Origin of the sequence: Streptomyces ochraceiscleroticus, from assembly GCF_000720485.1 — a bacterium.
Lineage (GTDB): Bacteria > Actinomycetota > Actinomycetes > Streptomycetales > Streptomycetaceae > Streptomyces > Streptomyces ochraceiscleroticus.
The window spans coordinates 107,235-126,922 of the sequence record NZ_JOAX01000023.1; the positions used below are offsets into that span (position 1 = coordinate 107,235).

At 72.3% G+C, this 19,688-nt stretch carries 15 protein-coding genes; 12 read left to right on the forward strand and 3 right to left on the reverse strand.

Annotation, left to right across the window (positions count from 1 at the left end; genetic code table 11):
• Positions 1-28 precede the first annotated feature (28 nt).
• A complete protein-coding gene (locus IG84_RS0126450) occupies positions 29-1,480 on the reverse strand; it encodes a recombinase family protein (RefSeq protein WP_051862452.1) in 1,452 nt (483 codons plus the stop codon).
• Between the two features lie 141 nt (positions 1,481-1,621).
• Here IG84_RS0126450 and IG84_RS0126455 point away from each other — a divergent pair, with 141 nt between their 5' ends.
• From IG84_RS0126455 to obgE, 7 genes are all read left to right on the forward strand, one after another.
• Positions 1,622-2,185 carry a GNAT family N-acetyltransferase gene (locus IG84_RS0126455; protein WP_031062244.1) on the forward strand — a complete coding sequence of 188 codons (564 nt, stop codon included), beginning with the start codon at positions 1,622-1,624 and terminating at the stop codon, positions 2,183-2,185.
• Positions 2,186-2,217: 32 nt separating this feature from the next.
• The gene (locus IG84_RS38230) at positions 2,218-2,946 is read left to right on the forward strand and encodes a hypothetical protein (RefSeq protein ID WP_051862454.1); all 729 of its coding nucleotides are present in this window, start codon (positions 2,218-2,220) and stop codon (positions 2,944-2,946) included.
• Between the two features lie 128 nt (positions 2,947-3,074).
• Positions 3,075-3,878: a TIGR03936 family radical SAM-associated protein gene (locus IG84_RS0126465; protein ID WP_031062246.1), complete on the forward strand. Its 804-nt coding sequence runs from the start codon at positions 3,075-3,077 to the stop codon at positions 3,876-3,878.
• 215 nt (positions 3,879-4,093) lie between these two features.
• On the forward strand, positions 4,094-8,563 hold the full coding sequence (locus tag IG84_RS0126470) for an Rne/Rng family ribonuclease (RefSeq protein WP_031062248.1): 4,470 nt from the start codon (positions 4,094-4,096) through the stop codon (positions 8,561-8,563).
• 252 nt (positions 8,564-8,815) lie between these two features.
• Entirely contained in the window at positions 8,816-9,136 is a 321-nt protein-coding gene (rplU, locus tag IG84_RS0126475) for a 50S ribosomal protein L21 (protein WP_031062249.1), read from the forward strand.
• Positions 9,137-9,150: 14 nt separating this feature from the next.
• On the forward strand, positions 9,151-9,405 hold the full coding sequence (gene rpmA / locus IG84_RS0126480) for a 50S ribosomal protein L27 (RefSeq protein WP_031062251.1): 255 nt from the start codon (positions 9,151-9,153) through the stop codon (positions 9,403-9,405).
• A gap of 210 nt (positions 9,406-9,615) precedes the next feature.
• Positions 9,616-11,055 carry a GTPase ObgE gene (gene obgE, locus IG84_RS0126485; protein ID WP_030249622.1) on the forward strand — a complete coding sequence of 480 codons (1,440 nt, stop codon included), beginning with the start codon at positions 9,616-9,618 and terminating at the stop codon, positions 11,053-11,055.
• A 64-nt stretch (positions 11,056-11,119) separates the two neighbouring features.
• On the opposite strand, the gene IG84_RS0126490 is transcribed toward obgE, so the two are convergent.
• Entirely contained in the window at positions 11,120-11,557 is a 438-nt protein-coding gene (locus IG84_RS0126490; protein ID WP_031062253.1) for an ATP-binding protein, read from the reverse strand.
• Positions 11,558-11,646: 89 nt separating this feature from the next.
• Here IG84_RS0126490 and IG84_RS0126495 point away from each other — a divergent pair, with 89 nt between their 5' ends.
• Together IG84_RS0126495 and IG84_RS0126500 are read left to right on the forward strand one after the other, a co-directional pair.
• Complete coding sequence (locus IG84_RS0126495) at positions 11,647-12,495, forward strand: helix-turn-helix domain-containing protein (protein ID WP_031062255.1); 849 nt, start codon at positions 11,647-11,649, stop codon at positions 12,493-12,495.
• Complete coding sequence (locus IG84_RS0126500; protein ID WP_031062257.1) at positions 12,455-12,658, forward strand: DUF397 domain-containing protein; 204 nt, start codon at positions 12,455-12,457, stop codon at positions 12,656-12,658. Before IG84_RS0126495 ends, IG84_RS0126500 begins: the two co-directional genes overlap by 41 nt.
• 51 nt (positions 12,659-12,709) lie before the next feature.
• Here IG84_RS0126500 and IG84_RS0126505 read toward each other — a convergent pair whose 3' ends face one another.
• Entirely contained in the window at positions 12,710-14,851 is a 2,142-nt protein-coding gene (locus IG84_RS0126505; protein ID WP_031062259.1) for a membrane protein, read from the reverse strand.
• 649 nt (positions 14,852-15,500) lie between these two features.
• Between IG84_RS0126505 and proB the strand changes: the two genes are divergently transcribed.
• From proB to IG84_RS0126520, 3 genes are all read left to right on the forward strand, one after another.
• Positions 15,501-16,598, forward strand: a complete 1,098-nt coding sequence (proB, locus tag IG84_RS0126510; RefSeq protein ID WP_031062261.1) for a glutamate 5-kinase — start codon at positions 15,501-15,503, stop codon at positions 16,596-16,598.
• Between the two features lie 541 nt (positions 16,599-17,139).
• Positions 17,140-17,667 carry a hypothetical protein gene (locus tag IG84_RS0126515; protein WP_031062263.1) on the forward strand — a complete coding sequence of 176 codons (528 nt, stop codon included), beginning with the start codon at positions 17,140-17,142 and terminating at the stop codon, positions 17,665-17,667.
• A gap of 540 nt (positions 17,668-18,207) precedes the next feature.
• Positions 18,208-19,494: a glutamate-5-semialdehyde dehydrogenase gene (locus tag IG84_RS0126520; RefSeq protein WP_031062265.1), complete on the forward strand. Its 1,287-nt coding sequence runs from the start codon at positions 18,208-18,210 to the stop codon at positions 19,492-19,494.
• Positions 19,495-19,688 lie beyond the last annotated feature (194 nt).

The following is a 19,688-nucleotide window of genomic DNA, read 5'->3' on the forward strand; positions in this document are numbered from 1 at the left end:
CTGTCCGATGACAGGGCCGGTGGCGTCATCAGGGCCGGGCCCCGAAAGCGTCCTTTTTGATGACCAGGCGGTCCTTCGCATCCCTCGGGACGGTCAGTTCCAAGTGGATCTCGGGTGCTCTGGTCCTGGGGATTTTCTGTCTGCGCACCAGGCAGGTGATGCCTGCTCGCCGCAGGTCGTCGGCCATCGTCTCGCGGCCGTCCCGTCCCCAGCGGTCGCGAAAGGTCTCACCGTTGTGGACCTGTACCCAACGGCCCTGCGCGACCTTCGAGCCCGCTGCACCGGGCAGGTACTCCCGCACCCGGACCGGCTCCCCGCCCAGCGCGACCGTGACGTCGTCGATCAGCCGGACATAGACGCTTTCCGGATCCGGGGCACCGAGACCGCCGCTCGGACAGCTCCGGCAGCGCAGATAAGCGTAGGCGCGCCGCTTCACTTCGGTTCTGTGCACGGTCATGTTCGTGCCGCAGTCCGCGCACACCAGAACGCCCAGGAACGCGGTCGCGCCGCCCCTCCGCCTGATCGGCTGCGATTTCGCCCGCCGGTCCAGAGCTGCCTGGAGAGACCGCCATTCCGTTTCGGTGAAGATGTGGTCGGCCACTTTCACCGGATTGCCGTCCCGGCCGAGCACGATCTTCGACCGGCGTGTGCCGCAGTCCTTGTCCTGCTCGACCCGCAGCCCCATGAGCGCCGGATTTCTCAGCCTCCGCAGCAGCGTGCTGGTGGTCCATCCCCCGCCACCCCCTGTGGGGACCCGGGCCCGTACGAGTACGGCTGCCATCCGGCGCGCTGGTATGCCGCGCGCAGCGGCGCCCAGGCACCAGTGCAGGACCCGGCAGGCGTGCGGATCGACGACCAGCCTGCCGCGGTCGTCGGTGGTGTAGCCGTAGGGCGGCTTCCCGACCAGCCAGTCCGACTGGGTCCTGGCGTAGTTCCACAGGCTCGTCACGCGGGTACTGGTGCCGGCTGCCTCGATTTCGGCGACGCCGGCGATGACCTCGGTCATCGCCTTCCCGGCTGGGGTGGAGAGATCGATGGTGTCGTGCCGGGAGACGAGGTTCTTCCCGTGCCGGAGGCACCACTCGATCATGGTGGTCAGGTCGGTGAGACGGCGGACCAGGCGATCCAGCTTCCAGAAGAGAAGGACGTCGAACTCCGGCACTCTGTCGTTCAGCCAGTGCCCCAGTTCCCTGCGCTTCCACGGCGGGACCCTGGTCGCGGAGACGTTCAGATCGCCGGCGACCCCGACGACTCGGTAGCCCCGCTCACGCGCGAGGAGGCGGAGGTCGAGTTCCTGTCGGACGGGCGAGGTGGTCTCAGCCGTGAGCGTGGAGAGCCGTACGGACAGGAGGGCGCGCGGTGCGTCCGTCGGCAGCGCACTCTCCTCCTGCCTCAGCTCCGCCAGAAGAGCCAGGTCGGTGTCGCTCCAGGACGAGCCCGCTATGAGGCTCCGCCGCCCGCCTTCCGCGTGTTCTCTCATGTCTTCTCAACGACGAGAACACGCACTCGGATGTGGGGCGTGTGTCCTCACCGTCGTGAAGCGGCCGCAGGGCTCCGGCAGTTCGGCCCGGTCGCCGCAAAGTGGTGGTCGGGCCGAGGTGCAGCCCCGCAGACTGTTGCGATGCCACAGCTGATCGCACCCACGCTGCGCGTCCAGGCGTCGTTTCTGGAGGCGATGAAGGAGCTCCGGGCCGAGGGCCGGGGGGAGGCCGGGGACGACTCGGCCGTCGGGCGGGAGATCCGCGAGTTCGCCGCGGAGTGGGACGACCCGGTCGTCTTCTCCCGGTACACCGACTGGCTGCGCTCGATGACCCGCGAAGAGGTCGTGCGGCCGCTGGGCTACGTGCCGTGCACCAACCTCTGGTACGTCGACGGCGACACCTACCTCGGCCGCCTCGGCCTGCGCCACGAGCTGAACGACTTCCTGCTGGAGCTCGGCGGCCACATCGGCTACGACGTGCGGCCCACCGCCCGCCGCCGCGGGCACGCCACCGCGATGCTGCGCGCGGCCCTGCCGCTGGCCCACGCGCTCGGCATCAGGTCCGCGCTGGTCACGTGTGACACCACCAACACCGCGTCACGTAGGGTCATCGAGACCTGTGGCGGGATCTTTGAGGACGAGCGCGGCGGAAAGCTGCGCTACTGGGTGCCGACGCGGGCGGAGCACGTGAGCGACAGGCCATAAGCAGGACATGGCGGTACCGGGGGAAGCAGGGCATGGCGTACGACGGCATTCACAAGGCACGGGACACGCGGGAGCGGGAGCCGGGCGGTGGATGCTGCCTCGCGCAGATCATCAAGATCCCCGTGTTGCTCGTCGTGGTCCCGCTGCGGCTGCTCTGGGACGCGCTGTGCTGGATCGGGCGGCATGTGCTGGCGCCGGTCGGGCGCTGGGTGTACCGGTGGATCCTCGCCCCGATCGGGCGGGCGATCGCCTGGCTGGTCCAGTACCTGATCGTGGTGCCGCTGGTCTTCCTGATCCGGTATCTGATCGTGGTGCCGGCGGTCTGGATCTACCGCTGGATTTTCACGCCGGTCGGGCGGGCGCTGGCCTGGCTGGCGTACTACCTGCTGGTGGTGCCCGTCCGGTGGTGCTATCGGTGGATCCTCACGCCCATCGGTCACGCGCTCGCCTGGCTGGGTCACTACCTGATCGTGGTGCCGGCCGTGGCGGTGTGGGAGTTCGTGCTGTGGCCCGTCCTGCGGGCGGTCGGCGCGGCCGTCGTGTGGGCCTGGCGGGTCGCCGGGTACGTTTCCCGGGCGGTCGGCCGGGGCATCGCCGCCCTGTGGCGGTGGCTGGTCGTCGCGCCGCTGCGCTGGGTGTACCGGTGGATCCTCACCCCGGTGGGGCACGCGATCCGGGCGGTCCTCTGGCCGCCGGTGCGGGCCGCGCTGTCCGCCGCGCGCACCGCCGCCCGGGAGGTGCGGCTCGCGCTCTTCGGGTGACGGCGCACACCCCGGCGGGAACCGGCGGCCTCGCAGGCACGTACTCTAGGTAGCAGTACGACCGCACTCACGAAGGACTGACGACACTGGGCAAGCGACAGCCCGAAGGCCCGCCGCCCGCACCGGCGGTGCAGCGCATCCGACTGCGCTACACCAAGCGCGGCCGCCTCCGGTTCACCAGCCACCGTGACTTCCAGCGCGCTTTCGAGCGGGCGCTGCGCCGTGCCGAGGTGCCCATGGCGTACTCCGCGGGATTCACCCCGCACCCCAAGGTGTCGTACGCCAATGCCGCGCCCACGGGCACCGGCAGCGAGGCCGAGTACCTGGAGATCGCCCTCACCGAGCGACGGGACCCGGCGGTGCTGCGCGCGCTGCTGGACGAGTCGCTGCCGGACGGTCTCGATGTGACCGACGCCGTGGAGGCGCACACCTCCGGGCTCGCCGACCGGCTGCAGGCGTCCGTGTGGGAGCTGCGGCTGGACGGCGTGGCCGTCGCGGACGCGGAGCGGGCCGTCGCGGCGTTCCTCGCGGCGGAAGAAGTGCCGGTCGAGCGGGCGACCAAGAAGGGCATCCGTACCTTCGACGCGCGTGCGGCGGTCGCGGATCTGCAGGCGGGTGCGTGCGAGGCCGATAGGCCCGGCGCTGGTGCCTGTGCGATACTGCGGCTGGTTGTTCGGCATCTGACACCTGCCGTACGACCCGACGACGTCCTGTCCGGCCTCCGAGCTACGGCCGACCTGGCGCCGCCGGTCCCCGCAGCGGTGACCAGGCTGGCGCAGGGGCTGCTCGATGAGGAGACCGGCGCGGTGACCGACCCGCTCGCGCCCGACCGCGACGCAGCAGCCACGGCCGCCCCACCCACGGCCGCCGGGCTGACCGCCGCGACGCAGGCACCGCCCGCAGGCGGTGGAGCGGCGGACGGCGCAGCGTAGGAGCCGTCGTCGCGTCGCCGATCAGCCAGGGAGCCACCCCGGTCCGGCGAACGAACTGACCAGGAGACTTTCGCCGGTCCCGGACACAAGGGCCCGGCGAGCGAGACTAAAGCTCCCGTGTGGCGCCCGCGCCCCGGACCGCGGCACCGCTCTAGACGCGGGCCGCGGCCGGAACCGGACGCGGCGCCCGGGAGCGTGACGGGAGAACCGCCCGCATGCTCGAACCCATTGAGCCCACGGAATCCGCGGAGCCGGCGAACAGCCGCTCCGAGAACAGCACACCGAGTGACACCCTGCCGCCGCGCCGCAGGCGCCGTGCGGCGTCCCGGCCCGCGGGGCCGCCGGTGGGAGGCGCAGCCCCCGAGGTGACGGCCGTACAGCCGGCCGACGCGCCCGGCGACGCCGCTCCCCAGGAGCCCGCCGCCGGCACCGTCGTGACCGGTGACGAGGCCGCCCCGGCGCGCCCGCGCCGCCGCGCCACCCGCCGTACGTCGGCCCCGACCGGGTCACCGCGCACCACCGCCGCCGAGGCCGCCGAGGCCCCGGCCGCCGAGGACGCCGCCGCGCTCGCCGCGCCGGCCGAGAGCGCCCCGCAGGCCGCCGCTGCCGAGCAGCCGGCCGTCGTGTCCGGTGACGAGGCCGCGCCCGCGCGCCCCCGCCGCCGTGCCACCCGCCGCGTCTCGGCCCCGGCCGGCACGCCGCAGGCCGACGAGACCGCCGCGCCGGTGGCCGAGCGAGCCGTCGTCGCGGAGCCGGTCGCCGTGGCCGCCGACGACGAGGCGCAGGCCGAGTCCGCCGCCGCTGCCGAGACGGCCGCCGCCGAGGCCGCTGCCGCCGAGGCCCCCGCGCGGGCCGCCACCGCCGCCGCCGAGTCCCGCCCGGCCCGTTCGCGCCGCCGCGTGACCCGCAAGGTCACCGCTCCGGCCGGTACGCCGGCCCCGGCGGAGGAGCAGACCGCCGAAGAGCCGCAGGCCGCCGCTGAGCAGCCGCAGGCCGCGCAGCCCGTGCAGGAGGCCGCCGAGGAGCAGGCCCCCGCCGAAGAGGCCAGGCCCGCCCGTACGCGTCGCCGGGCCACCCGCCGGGCGTCCGCGCCCGCCGGCTCGCCGCAGCCCGCCGAGGCCCCCGAGCCGGTCACCCCGGAGCCGGCCCTCGCCGTCGCGGCGGTCGCCGCCGAGGACGAGGAGCAGCTCGAGGCCGCCGCCGAGGCAGCGGCGGAGGAGGCGCGCACCGAAGAGGCCGCCGCGGTGTCCGCCGAGGCCGAGCCGCAGCCCGCCAGGCCCGCCCGTACCCGCCGCCGTGCCACCCGTAAGGCAACGGCTCCGGAGGGCACGCCCGCCGGGACGACCGCCGCCACCCAGGCCCCGGTCGCCGCGGACGAGGACGAGCAGCCGGTCGCCGCCGCCGCGCAGGCGGTCGCCGCCGAGCAGGCCCCGCCGGCCCCGGTCGCCGAGCAGGCCCCGCGCCGCCGCACCCGCCGCCGTGCGGAGCGCCCGGCCGAGAGCCCGCAGGGCGAGGCGGCGGAGGCCGCCGAGCAGCCCGTACAGGAAGCACCCGCCGCAGCCGCTGAGCAGGCCGAGGAGTCCGAGGGCCCGCGCCGCCGCGGCCGCCGCCGCGCCGAGCGCCCCGCCGCGCCCGCCTTCGCCCAGCCCGCACAGGGCCGGGCCGCGCAGGAGCAGGCCGCCGAGGAGCCCGCCGCCGAGGAGGCCCCGGCGCGTGGCCGCCGCCGCTCCGCCCAGCCGCCGAGCGCCGTCTTCCAGGCCCCGGTCTTCACCGAGCCGATGTTCCAGACCCCGGAGACCGCTGCCGCCGCCGCTGCGGCCGCCCCCGCCGAGGAGGAGCCCGCGGAGGCCGAGGAGCGCCCGGCGCGCCGCCGCCGTCGCCGCGGTGGAGCCGCCGAGGCCGAGCCGCAGCAGGCCGCCCCCGCCGAGGAGGAGACCGCCGAGGCCGAGGAAGAGCCCGAGGCCGAGGCCGCGCAGGGCGACGAGGAGCAGGGCGACCGCCCCTCGCGCCGCCGCCGTCGCGGTGGCCGCCGCCGTCGCCGTGGCGACGCCGCGGAGGCCGACGGCACGGACGAGGCCGGCGAGTCCGCCGACGGCTCCGAGAGCGCCGAGGAGCAGCCCGCCGAGGAGCCCGCCGAGGCGGAGGAGCAGGAGGCCGGGGACGCCGACGAGCAGCCGTCCGGCGGCTCCAGCAGCAGCCGTCGCCGCCGCCGCCGTCGCCGTCGCAGCGGTGACGGTGCCGAGCCCGGCACCAATGGCGACGACCCGGAGCGTACGGTCGTCAAGGTCCGCGAGCCGCGCAAGAAGGAAGAGCGCGAGCCCGGTACCGGGTTCGACGAGGTCCAGTCCATCAAGGGCTCGACCCGTATGGAGGCCAAGAAGCAGCGCCGCCGCGAGGGCCGCGAGCAGGGCCGCCGCCGCGTGCCGATCATCACCGAGGCGGAGTTCCTGGCGCGCCGCGAGGCCGTCGAGCGCGTGATGGTCGTCCGCCAGAGCGGCGAGCGCACCCAGATCGGCGTCCTCGAGGACGACGTGCTCGTCGAGCACTACGTCAACAAGGAGCAGTCGACCTCGTACGTCGGCAACGTCTACCTGGGCAAGGTCCAGAACGTCCTGCCGTCGATGGAGGCCGCCTTCGTCGACATCGGCAAGGGCCGCAACGCCGTCCTGTACGCCGGTGAGGTCAACTTCGAGGCGCTCGGCATGGGCCACGGCCCGCGCCGCATCGAGACCGCCCTGAAGTCCGGCCAGTCGGTCCTGGTCCAGGTGACCAAGGACCCGATCGGCCACAAGGGCGCCCGCCTCACCAGCCAGGTCTCCCTCCCCGGCCGGTACCTGGTCTACGTGCCCGAGGGCTCGATGACCGGCATCAGCCGCAAGCTCCCCGACACCGAGCGGGCGCGCCTGAAGCAGATCCTCAAGAAGATCGTCCCCGAGGACGCGGGCGTCATCGTGCGCACCGCCGCCGAGGGCGCGAGCGAGGACGAGCTGCGCCGCGACGTGGAGCGCCTGCAGGCGCAGTGGGAGGAGATCCAGCAGAAGGCGAAGAGCGGCAACGCTCCGACCCTGCTGTACGGCGAGCCGGACATGACCGTCCGCGTCGTGCGCGACATCTTCAACGAGGACTTCTCCAAGGTCATCGTCAGCGGCGAGGACGCCTGGCAGACCATCTCCGGTTACGTCTCGCACGTCGCGCCGGACCTCGGCGACCGGCTCCAGAAGTGGACCTCGGACGTCGACGTCTTCGCGACGTACCGGATCGACGAGCAGCTGATGAAGGCGCTGGACCGCAAGGTCTGGCTGCCGTCCGGCGGCTCGCTGGTGATCGACAAGACCGAGGCCATGGTCGTGATCGATGTCAACACCGGCAAGTTCACCGGCCAGGGCGGCAATCTCGAGGAGACCGTCACCAGAAACAACCTGGAGGCGGCCGAGGAGATCGTCCGCCAGCTCCGGCTGCGGGACCTCGGCGGCATCGTCGTCATCGACTTCATCGACATGGTGCTGGAGTCCAACCGGGACCTCGTGCTGCGGCGGATGCTGGAGTGCCTGGGCCGGGACCGTACGAAGCACCAGGTCGCCGAGGTGACCTCGCTGGGCCTGGTCCAGATGACCCGTAAGCGGGTCGGCCAGGGCCTCCTGGAGTCCTTCTCCGAGCCGTGCGTGCACTGCAACGGCCGCGGCGTGATCGTCCACATGGACCAGGCCACGAGCACCGGCGGTGGCGGCAAGCGCAAGAAGAAGGGCAAGGGCGGCAACGGCGAGAAGCACGACCACCAGCCCGAGAAGGCCGCGGAGGCGGCTGCCCCGGCGCCCGAGCTGGAGCCCGCGCCCGTCACCGAGGCGGAGCTGGCCCCCGCGGTCGCCGAGGCCGACGAGTGGTTCTCCAGCCCGGCCGAGGCCGAGGCGGCTGCCGACCGCGGCCGTGGCCGGGGCCGCCGCCGTGCGAGCCGGAAGGTGTCCGCTCCGGCGGGCTCCCCGAAGGCCGCCGACGACAGCGCCGCGATCGTGGTGCCTGCCGCTGAGCCCGCCACGGCGGACCAGGAGCCGGTACCGGCCGCGGAGCCGGCGCAGGCCGAGGAGCCCGTGGCCGCCGAGCAGCCTGCCGCCGAGCCGGAGCCGCAGCCCGAGCCGCAGCCCGCGGCCCGTCCGGCCCGTGCCCGCCGCCGGGTGACCCGCGCGGTGTCGGCCCCGGCCGGCGCCGAGCCCGCCGCGCCCACCGAGGCCGGCGGCGAGGCGGCTCCCGAGGCCGCTGCCGAGGCGGCGGCCCAGGCGACCCCCGAGGCGGCCACCGGCGCCCCGCACGAGGCCCCCGCGGAGCCGCAGGCCCCCGAGGCCGAGGCGGAGACCGCCGAGGAAGCGGCTCCCGCCAAGAAGACGGCCAAGAAGGCCGCCGCGAAGAAGACCGCGGCCAAGAAGGCGACGACCAAGAAGGCCGCCGCCAAGAAGGCCCCGGCCAAGAAGACGGCGGCGAAGAAGGCAGCGGCCGAGAAGGCGGAGGCCGAGAAGGCCACCGCCGACGACGCCCCGGCCGAGAAGACCACCGCCAAGAAGGCGGCGGCCAAGAAGACCACCGCGAAGAAGACCGCGGCGAAGAAGACGACTGCGAAGAAGGCGGCGGCCAAGAAGACCGCGGCCGCCGAGCAGTCCGCTCCCTCGTCGGTCTCCGCCCCCGCGGAGGACTAGCAGTACCCGGCGCCCCGGGCCGTACGTCACGGCCCGGGGCCCGGTTTGACCCCCTGGTCAAGGCCCCGTAACCTTGACCGTCGGCGTCTGTGTACGCCAACCACCTGAGCAAACACCTCCCGGTTCGCCGGGGGAGGCCGCTCGTCCAGTGCGGATCGCGTCATGCGCGAAGCGCGTCGGAAGACCGGGCCCGCAAGGGCTCCCGGGCGGCTGGCATCAGTGGTCCCCGTTTCTAGCGAGAGAGAGTTCCGCGTGTACGCGATCGTGCGCACCGGCGGCCGCCAGCAGAAGGTTGCTGTCGGCGACGTCATCGAGGTTGACCGCATTTCCACCAGCAAGGTCGGCGAGACCGTCGAGCTCTCCACGCTGCTGGTCGTCGACGGCGAGTCCGTCACGAGCGACCCGTGGGTGCTCGCCGGCGTGAAGGTCCAGGCCGAGGTCGTGGACCACCACAAGGGCGACAAGATCCGCATCCAGAAGTACAAGAACAAGACCGGTTACAAGAAGCGGATCGGCCACCGTCAGCTGCACACCGCGCTGAAGATCACCGGCATCGACGCTCCGGCGAAGTAAGGGACTGAGGAGACATGGCACACAAGAAGGGCGCATCGTCCACTCGGAACGGTCGCGATTCCAACGCTCAGCGGCTCGGCGTCAAGCGCTTCGGCGGCCAGGCCGTCCTCGCCGGTGAGATCATCGTCCGCCAGCGCGGCACCCACTTCCACCCGGGCACCGGCGTCGGCCGGGGCGGCGACGACACGCTGTTCGCGCTGCAGGCCGGTGCGGTGGAGTTCGGTACCCACCGCGGCCGCAAGGTCGTGAACATCGTTCCGGCAGTCTGAGTCCCGTAGGGATCAGAGCCGGCTCCCCGGGGATCTCCCCGGGAATCCGGTAGCCGTGAAAACGGTTCTTCGCGAGGGCGGACCTCGACTTCTCGTACGGGATTCCCGTGCGGAAGCGGGTCCGCCCTTCGCGTGTTACAGAAGAGACAATCCCGTACGCGTTCCCGCACCCCCCTGCGTACGACCCCGTAGTTACTGGAGGCACCCCTCATGACCACCTTCGTGGACCGCGTCGAGCTGCACGTCGCCGCGGGTAACGGAGGCCACGGCTGTGCCTCCGTCTTCCGGGAGAAGTTCAAGCCGCTCGGCGGCCCCGACGGCGGCAACGGCGGCCGTGGCGGCGACGTGATCCTGGTCGTCGACCAGGACGTCACCACGCTCCTGGACTACCACCACCACCCGCACCGCAAGGCCACCAACGGCGCGCCCGGCGCGGGCGACCACCGCTCCGGAAAGAACGGCCAGGACCTCGTCCTGCCGGTCCCGGACGGCACGGTCATCCTCGACGGCAAGGGCAACGTCCTCGCGGACCTGGTCGGCCAGGGCACCACCTTCGTCGCGGGCCAGGGCGGCCGCGGCGGCCTCGGCAACGCGGCGCTGGCCTCCGCCCGCCGCAAGGCCCCCGGCTTCGCGCTGCTCGGCGAGCCCGGCGAGGAGCGGGACATCGTCCTGGAGCTCAAGACCGTCGCGGACGTCGCGCTCGTCGGTTACCCGAGCGCCGGCAAGTCCTCGCTCATCTCGGTACTCTCCGCCGCCAAGCCGAAGATCGCCGACTACCCCTTCACCACCCTGGTCCCCAACCTCGGTGTGGTGACGGCCGGTTCGACCGTCTACACGATCGCGGACGTCCCCGGCCTCATCCCCGGCGCCAGCCAGGGCAAGGGCCTCGGGCTGGAGTTCCTGCGGCACGTCGAGCGCTGCGAGGTGCTGGTCCACGTCCTGGACACCGCCACCCTGGAGTCCGACCGCGACCCGGTCTCCGACCTCGACATCATCGAGGAGGAGCTCGCCCAGTACGGCGGCCTGGAGAACCGGCCCCGCGTGGTCGTCCTCAACAAGATCGACATCCCGGACGGCAAGGACCTCGCGGACATGATCCGCCCCGACCTGGAAGCCCGCGGCTACCGCGTCTTCGAGGTCTCGGCAGTCGCCCACATGGGCCTCAAGGAGCTCTCCTACGCCCTCGCCGAGATCGTCGCACAGGCCCGCGCCGCCAAGCCGGTCCAGGAGGCGACCCGCGTCGTCATCCGCCCCCAGGCGGTCAACGACACCGGCTTCACCGTCACCCCCGAGGGCGAGAACCTCTTCCGCGTCCGCGGCGACAAGCCGGAGCGCTGGGTCCGCCAGACCGACTTCAACAACGACGAGGCCGTGGGCTACCTCGCCGACCGCCTCAACCGCCTCGGCGTCGAGGACGCGCTCCTCAAGGCCGGTGCGCGCGCGGGTGACGGCGTCGCCATCGGCCCCGAGGACAACGCGGTCGTCTTCGACTGGGAGCCGACGATGATGGCCGGCGCGGAGATGCTCGGCCGCCGCGGCGAGGACCACCGCCTGGAGGCCCCCCGCCCGGCGGCGCAGCGCCGCCGGGACCGCGACGCGGAGCGGGACGAGGCGGAAGCGGAGTACGACGGCTTCAACCCGCTCGGCTGAGACGGCTTAGCCGTCTGCTGTTCCGTCAGGCCCGCGCCCGGCTCTCAGGCCCGCAGCCCGACCGTCAGGCCCGCAGCTCGCACCACACGGTCTTCCCGGTGGTGCGCTGCGGGCCTTCGTCGTCCGGCGCCACGCCCCACTTGTCCGCGGCCGCCGCGATGAGCGCGAGCCCGCGCCCGCGTTCCTCCCACGGGCCGGCGTCCCGCGCCGTGGGCAGTACGGGATGGTCGTCATGGACGGCGACCACCACCCCGTCCCCGCCGTCCTCGTGCCGCCGCACCGCGACGGTGCACCGCCGGTCCGGTACATGCCGGTACACGTTGACCAGCAGCTCCGTCACGGCGAGCTCGGCGGCGTCGGCGAGGTGCGCCAGCCCCCACAGCCGCACGAGCGCACGCACGACGCGCCGCACGTGCCGGGGGCTGTGCGAGCCGACGCGAAGGGAGATCCGGTACTCCCGCGTCGGAAAGGCGTAGCTATCGGTATCGGAAGTGTCATTCACGAGTCCATCGTGCGCTGCGTCGATTACGCTCAGCTACTGCGTGAATGCAACTCTCCGCCGGGTGGCACAGGTTGAGCGAAGGAGCTCCCATGGCCCACGTCAAGTGTCTTGATCCAGGAGCGTCCCCGCTCCATTTCTTCGGATCGGAGTTGAGACGGCTGCGGGAGCGCGCCGGGCTGACTCTGGCCCAGTTGGGAGACATCGTCTACCTGACCGGCTCGATGATCGGCCAGATCGAAACGGCCGCGAAGACGCCGAAGGACGAGCACATTCCGCGCCTCGACACAGCGCTGGGCGCGGACGGCGCGTTGGTACGCCTGTGGGAGATGGCCAAGCGCCAGCGTCTGCCGTCCTGGTACCAGCGCATCGCGCATCTGGAGGCGACCGCCTCGGAAATCCGGGTCTTCCAGGCCCAGTTGGTACACGGTCTCCTGCAGACGCCGGACTATGCGCGTGCTGTACTCCGTGTGAGCTCCCATGACGACCTCGATGCCGCTGTCGAGGCCCGTATGGACCGACAGCGCATCCTGCGGCGCACCGAACCCCCGCTGCTGTGGGTGGTACTGGACGAGGCCGCCCTCTACCGGGAAATCGGCGGCCCACAGGTCATGGCAGGCCAACTGGCCCACCTGTTGGATGCCCAGGACGCCCGCAACGTCGACGTCCAGGTACTGCCGTTCAAGGCCGGAGCGCATGCCGGGGTGTTGGGGTCCTTCAACATCTACTCGTTCGACGACCAGTCGGATGTGGCCTACATGGAGGGCTACGAGGAGGCTTGGGCGACTGCGAACTTCAAGGACGTCAGGGAGCGTTCACGTCGTTACGATCGCTTGAGGGCATCCGCGCTGTCCCCGACGGACTCCGCAGAGCTGATCGCCCGAGTGATGGAGGAGCGCTATGAGCACGTCCCTGACCCTCGCCGAGGCCCGATGGCGTAAGTCGAGCTACAGCGGTGATACGGGCGGCGACTGCGTGGAGATCGCCGAAGTGTCTGCCCTCATCGCCATCCGGGACTCCAAGAACCCCGACGGGCCCGTCCTCACCGTCGCGCACGGGACCTTCGCCGAGTTCATCGGCTACGTGGGCCGCCAAAACGACTGAGGGCCCGTGTAAACACGGGCCCTCATACGCGCATGGATGCGACGCGCGGCGTCAGACGGTCGCGCGCGCCTCCGAGCCGTCCGCAGACTCACCGGCCTCTGGGGATTCCGAGGGGTCCAGCTCCATTTCCTCGGCGGCCTCCTGCGCCTCGTGCGCCTCCGTGCCCTCGTCACGCTGGCCCGGGACGCCCGCCAGCCGGGCCTCCATCCGGACCTGCCGCTCCTCGGCCGCGGCGTGCAGCGCCAGCGCGGCCGCGTTGAAGCGGGCCAGCGACGGCGGGTCGGACGGGCCGAGCAGGTGCTCCTTCAGCTCCTTACGGGCCTGAACGAGCGTGTCCCGCTCCGGGTTCCGCACGGTCTCCAGCAGCCCGGCGACGCCGTCCGCCTCCGGCGTGAGGATCGTCGCGGCGCGCACGGTCGGGAAGTTCGCACGGAAGTCGTCCTCGGACATGCCGGAGGTATTCGCGACGGCGTACGGCTTCTCGCTGCTCAGGTAGTCCGAGACGACGCTGGAGACGTCACTGATCAGCACATCCGCCTGGTTGAAGCAGGCGAAGATCGCGGGGCGGGCCGAGGTGATGATCCGGTGCTCCCACTCGGGGAACGAGGCCCAGTACGCGGCCTCCCACGCGGCGGTCGCCTCCGCCACGGCGGCGGCGCGGCCCTCCTCGGGAGCGCTCTGGATCAGCATCTTCTCCAGTTCGTCCGCGCTCTTGCCGAAGCTGGAGGTGGTGAGGGCGCGCAGCTCCTCGGTGCGGGCCTCCAGCTCGGCGACGGCCTCCGGGCCTGCGCCCTGGCCCTCCCGCTCGGCGGCGCGCTGCGCGATCGCCTCCTGGACCATCGCCTTGATACGGGCGTTCGCGGCGCCGGCCTCGGGGTCGACGGAACCGGTCATCGGGTGCGGCTTGTACAGCAGGCGCACCTTCGGGTCGGCGAGCAGCTCGCGCACGATGTTCTCGCCGGCCAGGATCACCGAGGTGTTGCCGGGGTTGCCGTCCCAGCCCTCCCAGGTGGGGGCGTACAGCACGGTCGTGTACTCGCCCTTGGGCGCGCCCTCGTACGCCTTGATGGGCGAGAGCTGCGGGCGGCCCACCTCGACGACGTCCTTGTCCTCCACGCCGATGTCGGCGAGCTGGTAGCGGTCGCGCGCCGCCGGACCGGCCACCCACACCTCGTCGTACGCCTTGGCGTACGGGTTGCAGGAGGAGAGCTTGTCGCTCTCGCCGTGGTTGATGAACGCGTGCTTGATGGAGGGGATGCGCAGGATCTGCGAGGTCTTGCCGGAGTTCGCGGGGTGCAGCAGCACCTTCAGCGCCGAGTGCTCCAGCCGCATCAGGTTCGCGACCTTGGGGATGCAGACGATCGGGATGTCCGTCGCGTCGATCTTCTGCACCATGAAGCGCTCACGCAGCACGATGATCGGCTTGCCGTCCAGCTCGGCGAGCGTGCTCAGCCACATGTTGGCCTGGTACGCGGAGGTCGTGCCGCCGGAGAAGTACATACCGACGGTCGGCTGGTACTCCTGCAGCCACTCGTCCAGCCACTCCAGCGCCTTCTCGCTGTTGACCGCGCGCTTCTTGGGGAGCAGCCAGGTCGCGAGGTAGACCGTGCCGGCGATGGCGAGAACCAGGGAGACGGCCAGGCCGATGCCGCCCCACAGGGCGTCCCGGGTGATCGCGGTGGCCATCATGCCGAGCGTGGTCGGCACGGAGAAACGCAGCAGGCGGCGGCCCGTCTGGCGGGCCAGCAGCCGCGGCGGGGCCTTGGTGAGGTGCAGCGCGGAGGAGTCGATGTTCCGGGTGAGGAACGGCAGCGTACGGGTGCGGCGGACCAGTACCGCCGCCGCCTGGCACGCGAAGTGCGCCACATAGAAGACGAGCAGGCCGATCGTGAGGGGGGCCTGCTCCTTGAGCGGGTTGATGCCGGGGATGTGCAGCAGTCCGACCAGGATCAGCATGTCGCGGATGAGCTGGCGGACCGTGATGTCCAGCCGGATCTTTCCCAGCAAGGAGAGCAGCCCGGGCTGCTTGTGCTGCAGATAGAGGTCGAGGCCGAGGTTCACCACGGACGCGGCGATGAACAACGGGACCACGGGCAGCAGGGCACCGACGAGCTGGGCCACGAACGCGATGAGCATCGCGAGCAGGGCCACGAGCTTGAGAGCTCGTCGGTTGGCGAATCCGGCTGAAGGCACGGGCGGGGCTCCTGGCGGCAAGTCGGTCAGGTGGGGGGCCGGTGGGGCGGCCGGGGCCCGGGGCAGGTGTGACCCGGGCGACACTCCCTGAACACTCCCTGCGGGCCGTCCGGGCGGCAGGAAGGGACAGGTCGACAACCGACCGTATGACTTTGGCTGCCCCGGTGACAATCTGCTGTGGCTCGGATCACCGCGAATCAGGACGATTCGCTCGGAACCAAATGCTGCCCTTTTCCGTCTTGCGTAGGTTGCCCAAAAGCATGATCACAGGGGCCGCGGGCGTACGCGAAGCCTGTCCGGCAGACGATATGCACAGGCGGGCAATGGTCCGTCTGCCGTAGATTTCGCCCGTACGGGCGTTCATGTCGGTACGCCGTACGGCATCCATATCCGTAGGCCGTACGGCAGCATCCACTGGGCCATACGGCAACGGACACGGCGAGCACGGGCGCCCATGGGCTTCCACGGGCGAGTAGCGAGTACAGGGGTAATGGTGACAAGCGCAGGTCAGGCGGCAGACGGGCGACAGGGCGGGGCGGCCGGGCGGCAGGACGTGACGGAGCCGAGTGAGGGTGTGACGGACGCGACGGATCCGCGGCCGGACGGGACGGATGCGCGCCAGGACGCCGCGACGGACGCCCGGAAGGACGTGACGGACGCGCGGCGAATCGTGGTCAAGGTGGGCTCCTCGTCGCTGACCACCGCGGCCGGCGGGCTGGACGCCGACCGGGTGGACGCCCTCGTCGACGTCCTGGCCAAGCACCAGGACAAGGAGATCGTGCTGGTCTCCTCCGGCGCCATCGCCGCCGGCCTCGCCCCCCTCGGCCTGGAGAAGCGCCCCCGCGACCTGGCCCGCCAGCAGGCCGCCGCCAGCGTCGGCCAGGGCCTCCTCGTCGCCCGCTACACCGCCTCCTTCGCGCGCTATGGCCGCCGCGTCGGCCAGGTCCTCCTCACCTCCGACGACACCAGCCGCCGCACCCACTACCGCAACGCCTACCGCACCCTCGACCAGCTCCTCGCCATGGGCGCCGTACCGATCGTCAACGAGAACGACACGGTCGCCACCGACGAGATCCGCTTCGGCGACAACGACCGGCTGGCGGCGCTCGTCGCCCACCTGGTCCGCGCCGACCTGCTGATACTGCTGTCCGACGTGGACGGCCTGTACGACGGCGACCCCGCCACCCCGGGCACCTCCCGCATAGCGGAGGTCAGGGGACCGGAGGACCTGGCGGGCATCTCCATCGGAAGCGCGGGCAAGGCCGGCGTCGGCACCGGCGGCATGGTCACCAAGGTCGAGGCCGCCCGCATCGCCGCGGCCGCCGGCGTCCCGGTCGTCCTCACCTCCGCCGTACACGCCTCCGAAGCCCTCGCCGGCGGCCCCACCGGCACCCACTTCCTGCGCACCGGACGGCGCTCCGCCGACCGGCTCCTCTGGCTCGCGCACGCCTCCACCCCGCGCGGCGCGCTCATCCTCGACGACGGTGCCGTGGAGGCGATCGTCGAACGGCACTCCTCCCTGCTCCCGGCCGGCATCGCCGCGGTCGAGGGCTCCTTCAGCGCCGGCGAACCGGTCGAGCTGCGCAACACCGCCGGCGACCCCATCGCCCGCGGCCTCGTCAACTTCGACGCCCGCGAAATCCCCCGCCTGCTCGGCCGCACCACCCACGACCTCGCCCGCGAACTGGGCCCGGCGTACGAGCGCGAGGTCGTGCACAGGGACGACTTGGTGGTCGTGGGGCGCTGAGGGCCCGGGAGGAGGAGTCCGGGTGCGCTGGGGGTGTCGCCGAGGGGCGTTGTTGACGGGGTTCGTTGACGGGCGTCGCTGAGGCGCGTTGTCGCCGGGCGTCGCCGGAAGCAGCCGTCGCGCACGTGATGGGGTATCGGCGAAAGCACCCGTTGCGCACGTGAGGGGGTATCGCCGAAAGCACCTGTCGCGCACATGATGAGGCGGCCGACGGGAACCCGCTGCGCATCCCGTGCCGAGGGCCGGTAGGGAACCCCCGTACTGGGTCCATACGGGCCCGTACGAGGTCCGTCCAAGATCCGTATGAGGTCCGTGCAAGATCCGTACGGGATCCGGCAGCACGGCCGAAAGACCAGCCTTTCAACGGAGACCTTCTCGAAAACGCCCCCGCGAAGCCCCGCGGGCTGGTCAACTTTGTTGCAGGGGCGCTGTAGGGGAGCGGCGCTCCAGGCGCAGTACGAGCGCGCTACGCCGATGTGAGACAGCACCGATCGGCTCCGCCACGCGCGAGCGGAGCGATACGCATAACAGGAGGCCGCCGGTGAGACGAGGGCGCCGAGGGGCGCTGCCCCGAGGGACGGCGGAGCGGACGCTGACCAGCGTGGGGACCAGCATCCAGCCCGGTGAGGAGACCGCCGGGACGGAGCACGACGAACGGGCTCAGCCGGGCGACCATGCGCAGCCGGGCGGGCGGCTCACAGAGGCACCGCTCCCGCGCGAGCGGGAGGTGTCGCGGCTCTGGCACGTGACCCTCAGCGTCTCCGGCAAGGAGGCGCCGCTGAAGGAGGTCCGGCGGGCCCTGGAGCAGTTGGCCCACGACCATCCCTTTCTGCTGACCAGCAGGTATGCCAACGATCACGCGGAGATCCGTTACTGGGAGGAGGCCAGGGACCTGCACGACGCGGCGGCGGTGGCCCTGCGCCTCTGGGGCGAACACCGCTCCTCGGCGAAGCTGCCCCCCTGGGAGATCGTCGGCCTGGAAGTCATCGACCGCGAGACCTACCACCAACGCATCGCCGAAGGCTACGGCCCACCCCCTGCCTCCCCCGTAGGCGTCCACCCGTACTGACCGCCCCTGTTCGCCCCGCCTCCCCCTGCGAAACTCATCACATCAGGCGACAAAAACGAGAAACGAACCACTCTCCGTAATCGTTGCCGAAACAAGAAGAAGGAGGCGGCGGCGACCCGGCTCTAGGGAATCCGGTCCGAGGGGATCCGGGGTGACCGGAGGCGGCCCGGGGTGACCGGAGGGGTTCCGAGGTGAGGGGAGCCAGGGAGAAGGGACCCGGCCCGAGGAGATCCGGGCCGAGGAGACCCGGCCCGAGGAGATCTGTGGCTCCGAGGGGACCGGGCCCGAGGGGCCAGGAGCGAGGGGGCCGGCCCGGGATGAGGGAAGCCGGCCCGGGGCGAGGGGACCGGGGTGAGGGGCCGGGCGCCGGTGGCGCTCCCGCCGGAGGGGCCCGGCGCCAGTGGGGCTCCCACCGACCCGGCCCGGCGCTGGCGGGTGTCCCTCCGCCGACCGGGCCGGGTGTCCACCCCCGCGCCCGCCGCGTCCCGCAGTGTGAAATGCGGGCCGGGCGCCCAGCCCGTCCCGGCTAGGCTGCGGGCCATGACCAGCGCATCCGACGCCACGCAGACCGCCCAGAGCTCGCCCGTCCTCGACACCGCCCGTCGCGCCAGGGAGGCGGCCGCCGCGCTCGCCCCGCTGCCGCGCACGGCCCGGGACGGCGCGCTGCTGGCCGTCGCCGACGCGCTGGTGGCCAGGACCGACGAGATCGTCGCCGCCAACGCCGAGGACATCGCCAAGGCGCGCGAGGCCGGCACGAGCGACGCCATCGTGGACCGGCTCACCCTCACCCCCGAGCGGATCGCCGCCATCGCCGCCGACGTGCGGCACGTCGTGGCGCTGCCCGACCCGGTCGGCGAGGTCGTCCGCGGTTCGACCCTCCCGAACGGCCTGGACCTGCGCCAGGTCCGGGTGCCGCTCGGCGTCGTCGGGATCATCTACGAGGCCCGCCCGAACGTCACGGTCGACGCCGCCGCGCTCTGCCTGAAGTCGGGCAACGCCGTCCTGCTGCGCGGTTCATCCTCCGCGTACGCCTCGAACACCGCGCTGGTCGCCGTCCTGCGCGACGCGGTGGCGGAGGCCGGGCTGCCCGCCGACGCCGTCCAGCTTGTGCCGGGCCAGAGCCGGGAGTCGGTGAAGGAGCTGATGCGCGCCCGCGGCCTGGTCGACGTACTGATCCCGCGCGGCGGCGCCTCGCTCATCCGTACGGTCGTGGAGGAGTCCACCGTCCCGGTCATCGAGACCGGCACCGGCAACTGCCACGTGTACGTCGACAAGGACGCCGACATCGAGACGGCGCTCAAGATCCTCATCAACTCCAAGGCGCAGCGCCCCAGTGTGTGCAACGCCGCCGAGACCGTCCTCGTGCACGCCGGCATCGCGGACACCTTCCTGCCGCGCGCGCTGGCCGCCCTCACGGAGGCGGGCGTGATGGTGCACGGCGACGAGACCTGGCAGAAGGCCGGGCCCGGGATGGTCGCGCCCGCCACGGACGAGGACTGGGCGACGGAGTACCTCTCGTACGACATCGCCGCCGCCGTGGTGCCCGACCTGGACGCCGCTGTCGCGCACATCCGGCGTTGGTCCTCCGGCCACACGGAGGCCATCGTCACCACCTCGCAGGCCGCCGCCCGCCGCTTCACCCAGTTGGTGGACTCCACCACGGTCGCGGTCAACGCCTCGACCCGCTTCACGGACGGCAGCCAGTTCGGTTTCGGTGCCGAGATCGGCATCTCCACGCAGAAGCTGCACGCCCGCGGCCCGATGGGCCTGCCGGAGCTGACCTCGACGAAGTACATCGTCACGGGCGACGGCCACGTACGGGACTGACGGCGGACGCGTAGTACGGGGCCGACGACGGGCGCGTACAGGGCTGGCGGCGGACGCGTAGTACGGGGCCGACGGAGGGCGTGTACGGGGCTGGTGAAGTCAGTCTCGCGGCACGGCCCTTGAAGCCGGGGCGAGCGGTGCCACTCATGAGCCATCCTCGGCCCCCGTGGCCGAATTCCCTTTCACACTGCCCA

Bases quoted from the DNA above. Each gene is read 5' to 3' on its own strand.
- IG84_RS0126450 (WP_051862452.1), bottom strand. From the start codon at position 1,480: ATGAGAGAACACGCGGAAGGCGGGCGGCGGAGCCTCATAGCGGGCTCG.
- IG84_RS0126455 (WP_031062244.1), top strand. From the start codon at position 1,622: ATGCCACAGCTGATCGCACCCACGCTGCGCGTCCAGGCGTCGTTTCTG.
- IG84_RS38230 (WP_051862454.1), top strand. From the start codon at position 2,218: ATGGCGTACGACGGCATTCACAAGGCACGGGACACGCGGGAGCGGGAG.
- IG84_RS0126470 (WP_031062248.1), top strand. From the start codon at position 4,094: ATGCTCGAACCCATTGAGCCCACGGAATCCGCGGAGCCGGCGAACAGC.
- rpmA (WP_031062251.1), top strand. From the start codon at position 9,151: ATGGCACACAAGAAGGGCGCATCGTCCACTCGGAACGGTCGCGATTCC.
- obgE (WP_030249622.1), top strand. From the start codon at position 9,616: ATGACCACCTTCGTGGACCGCGTCGAGCTGCACGTCGCCGCGGGTAAC.
- IG84_RS0126495 (WP_031062255.1), top strand. From the start codon at position 11,647: ATGGCCCACGTCAAGTGTCTTGATCCAGGAGCGTCCCCGCTCCATTTC.
- IG84_RS0126500 (WP_031062257.1), top strand. From the start codon at position 12,455: ATGAGCACGTCCCTGACCCTCGCCGAGGCCCGATGGCGTAAGTCGAGC.
- IG84_RS0126520 (WP_031062265.1), top strand. From the start codon at position 18,208: ATGACCAGCGCATCCGACGCCACGCAGACCGCCCAGAGCTCGCCCGTC.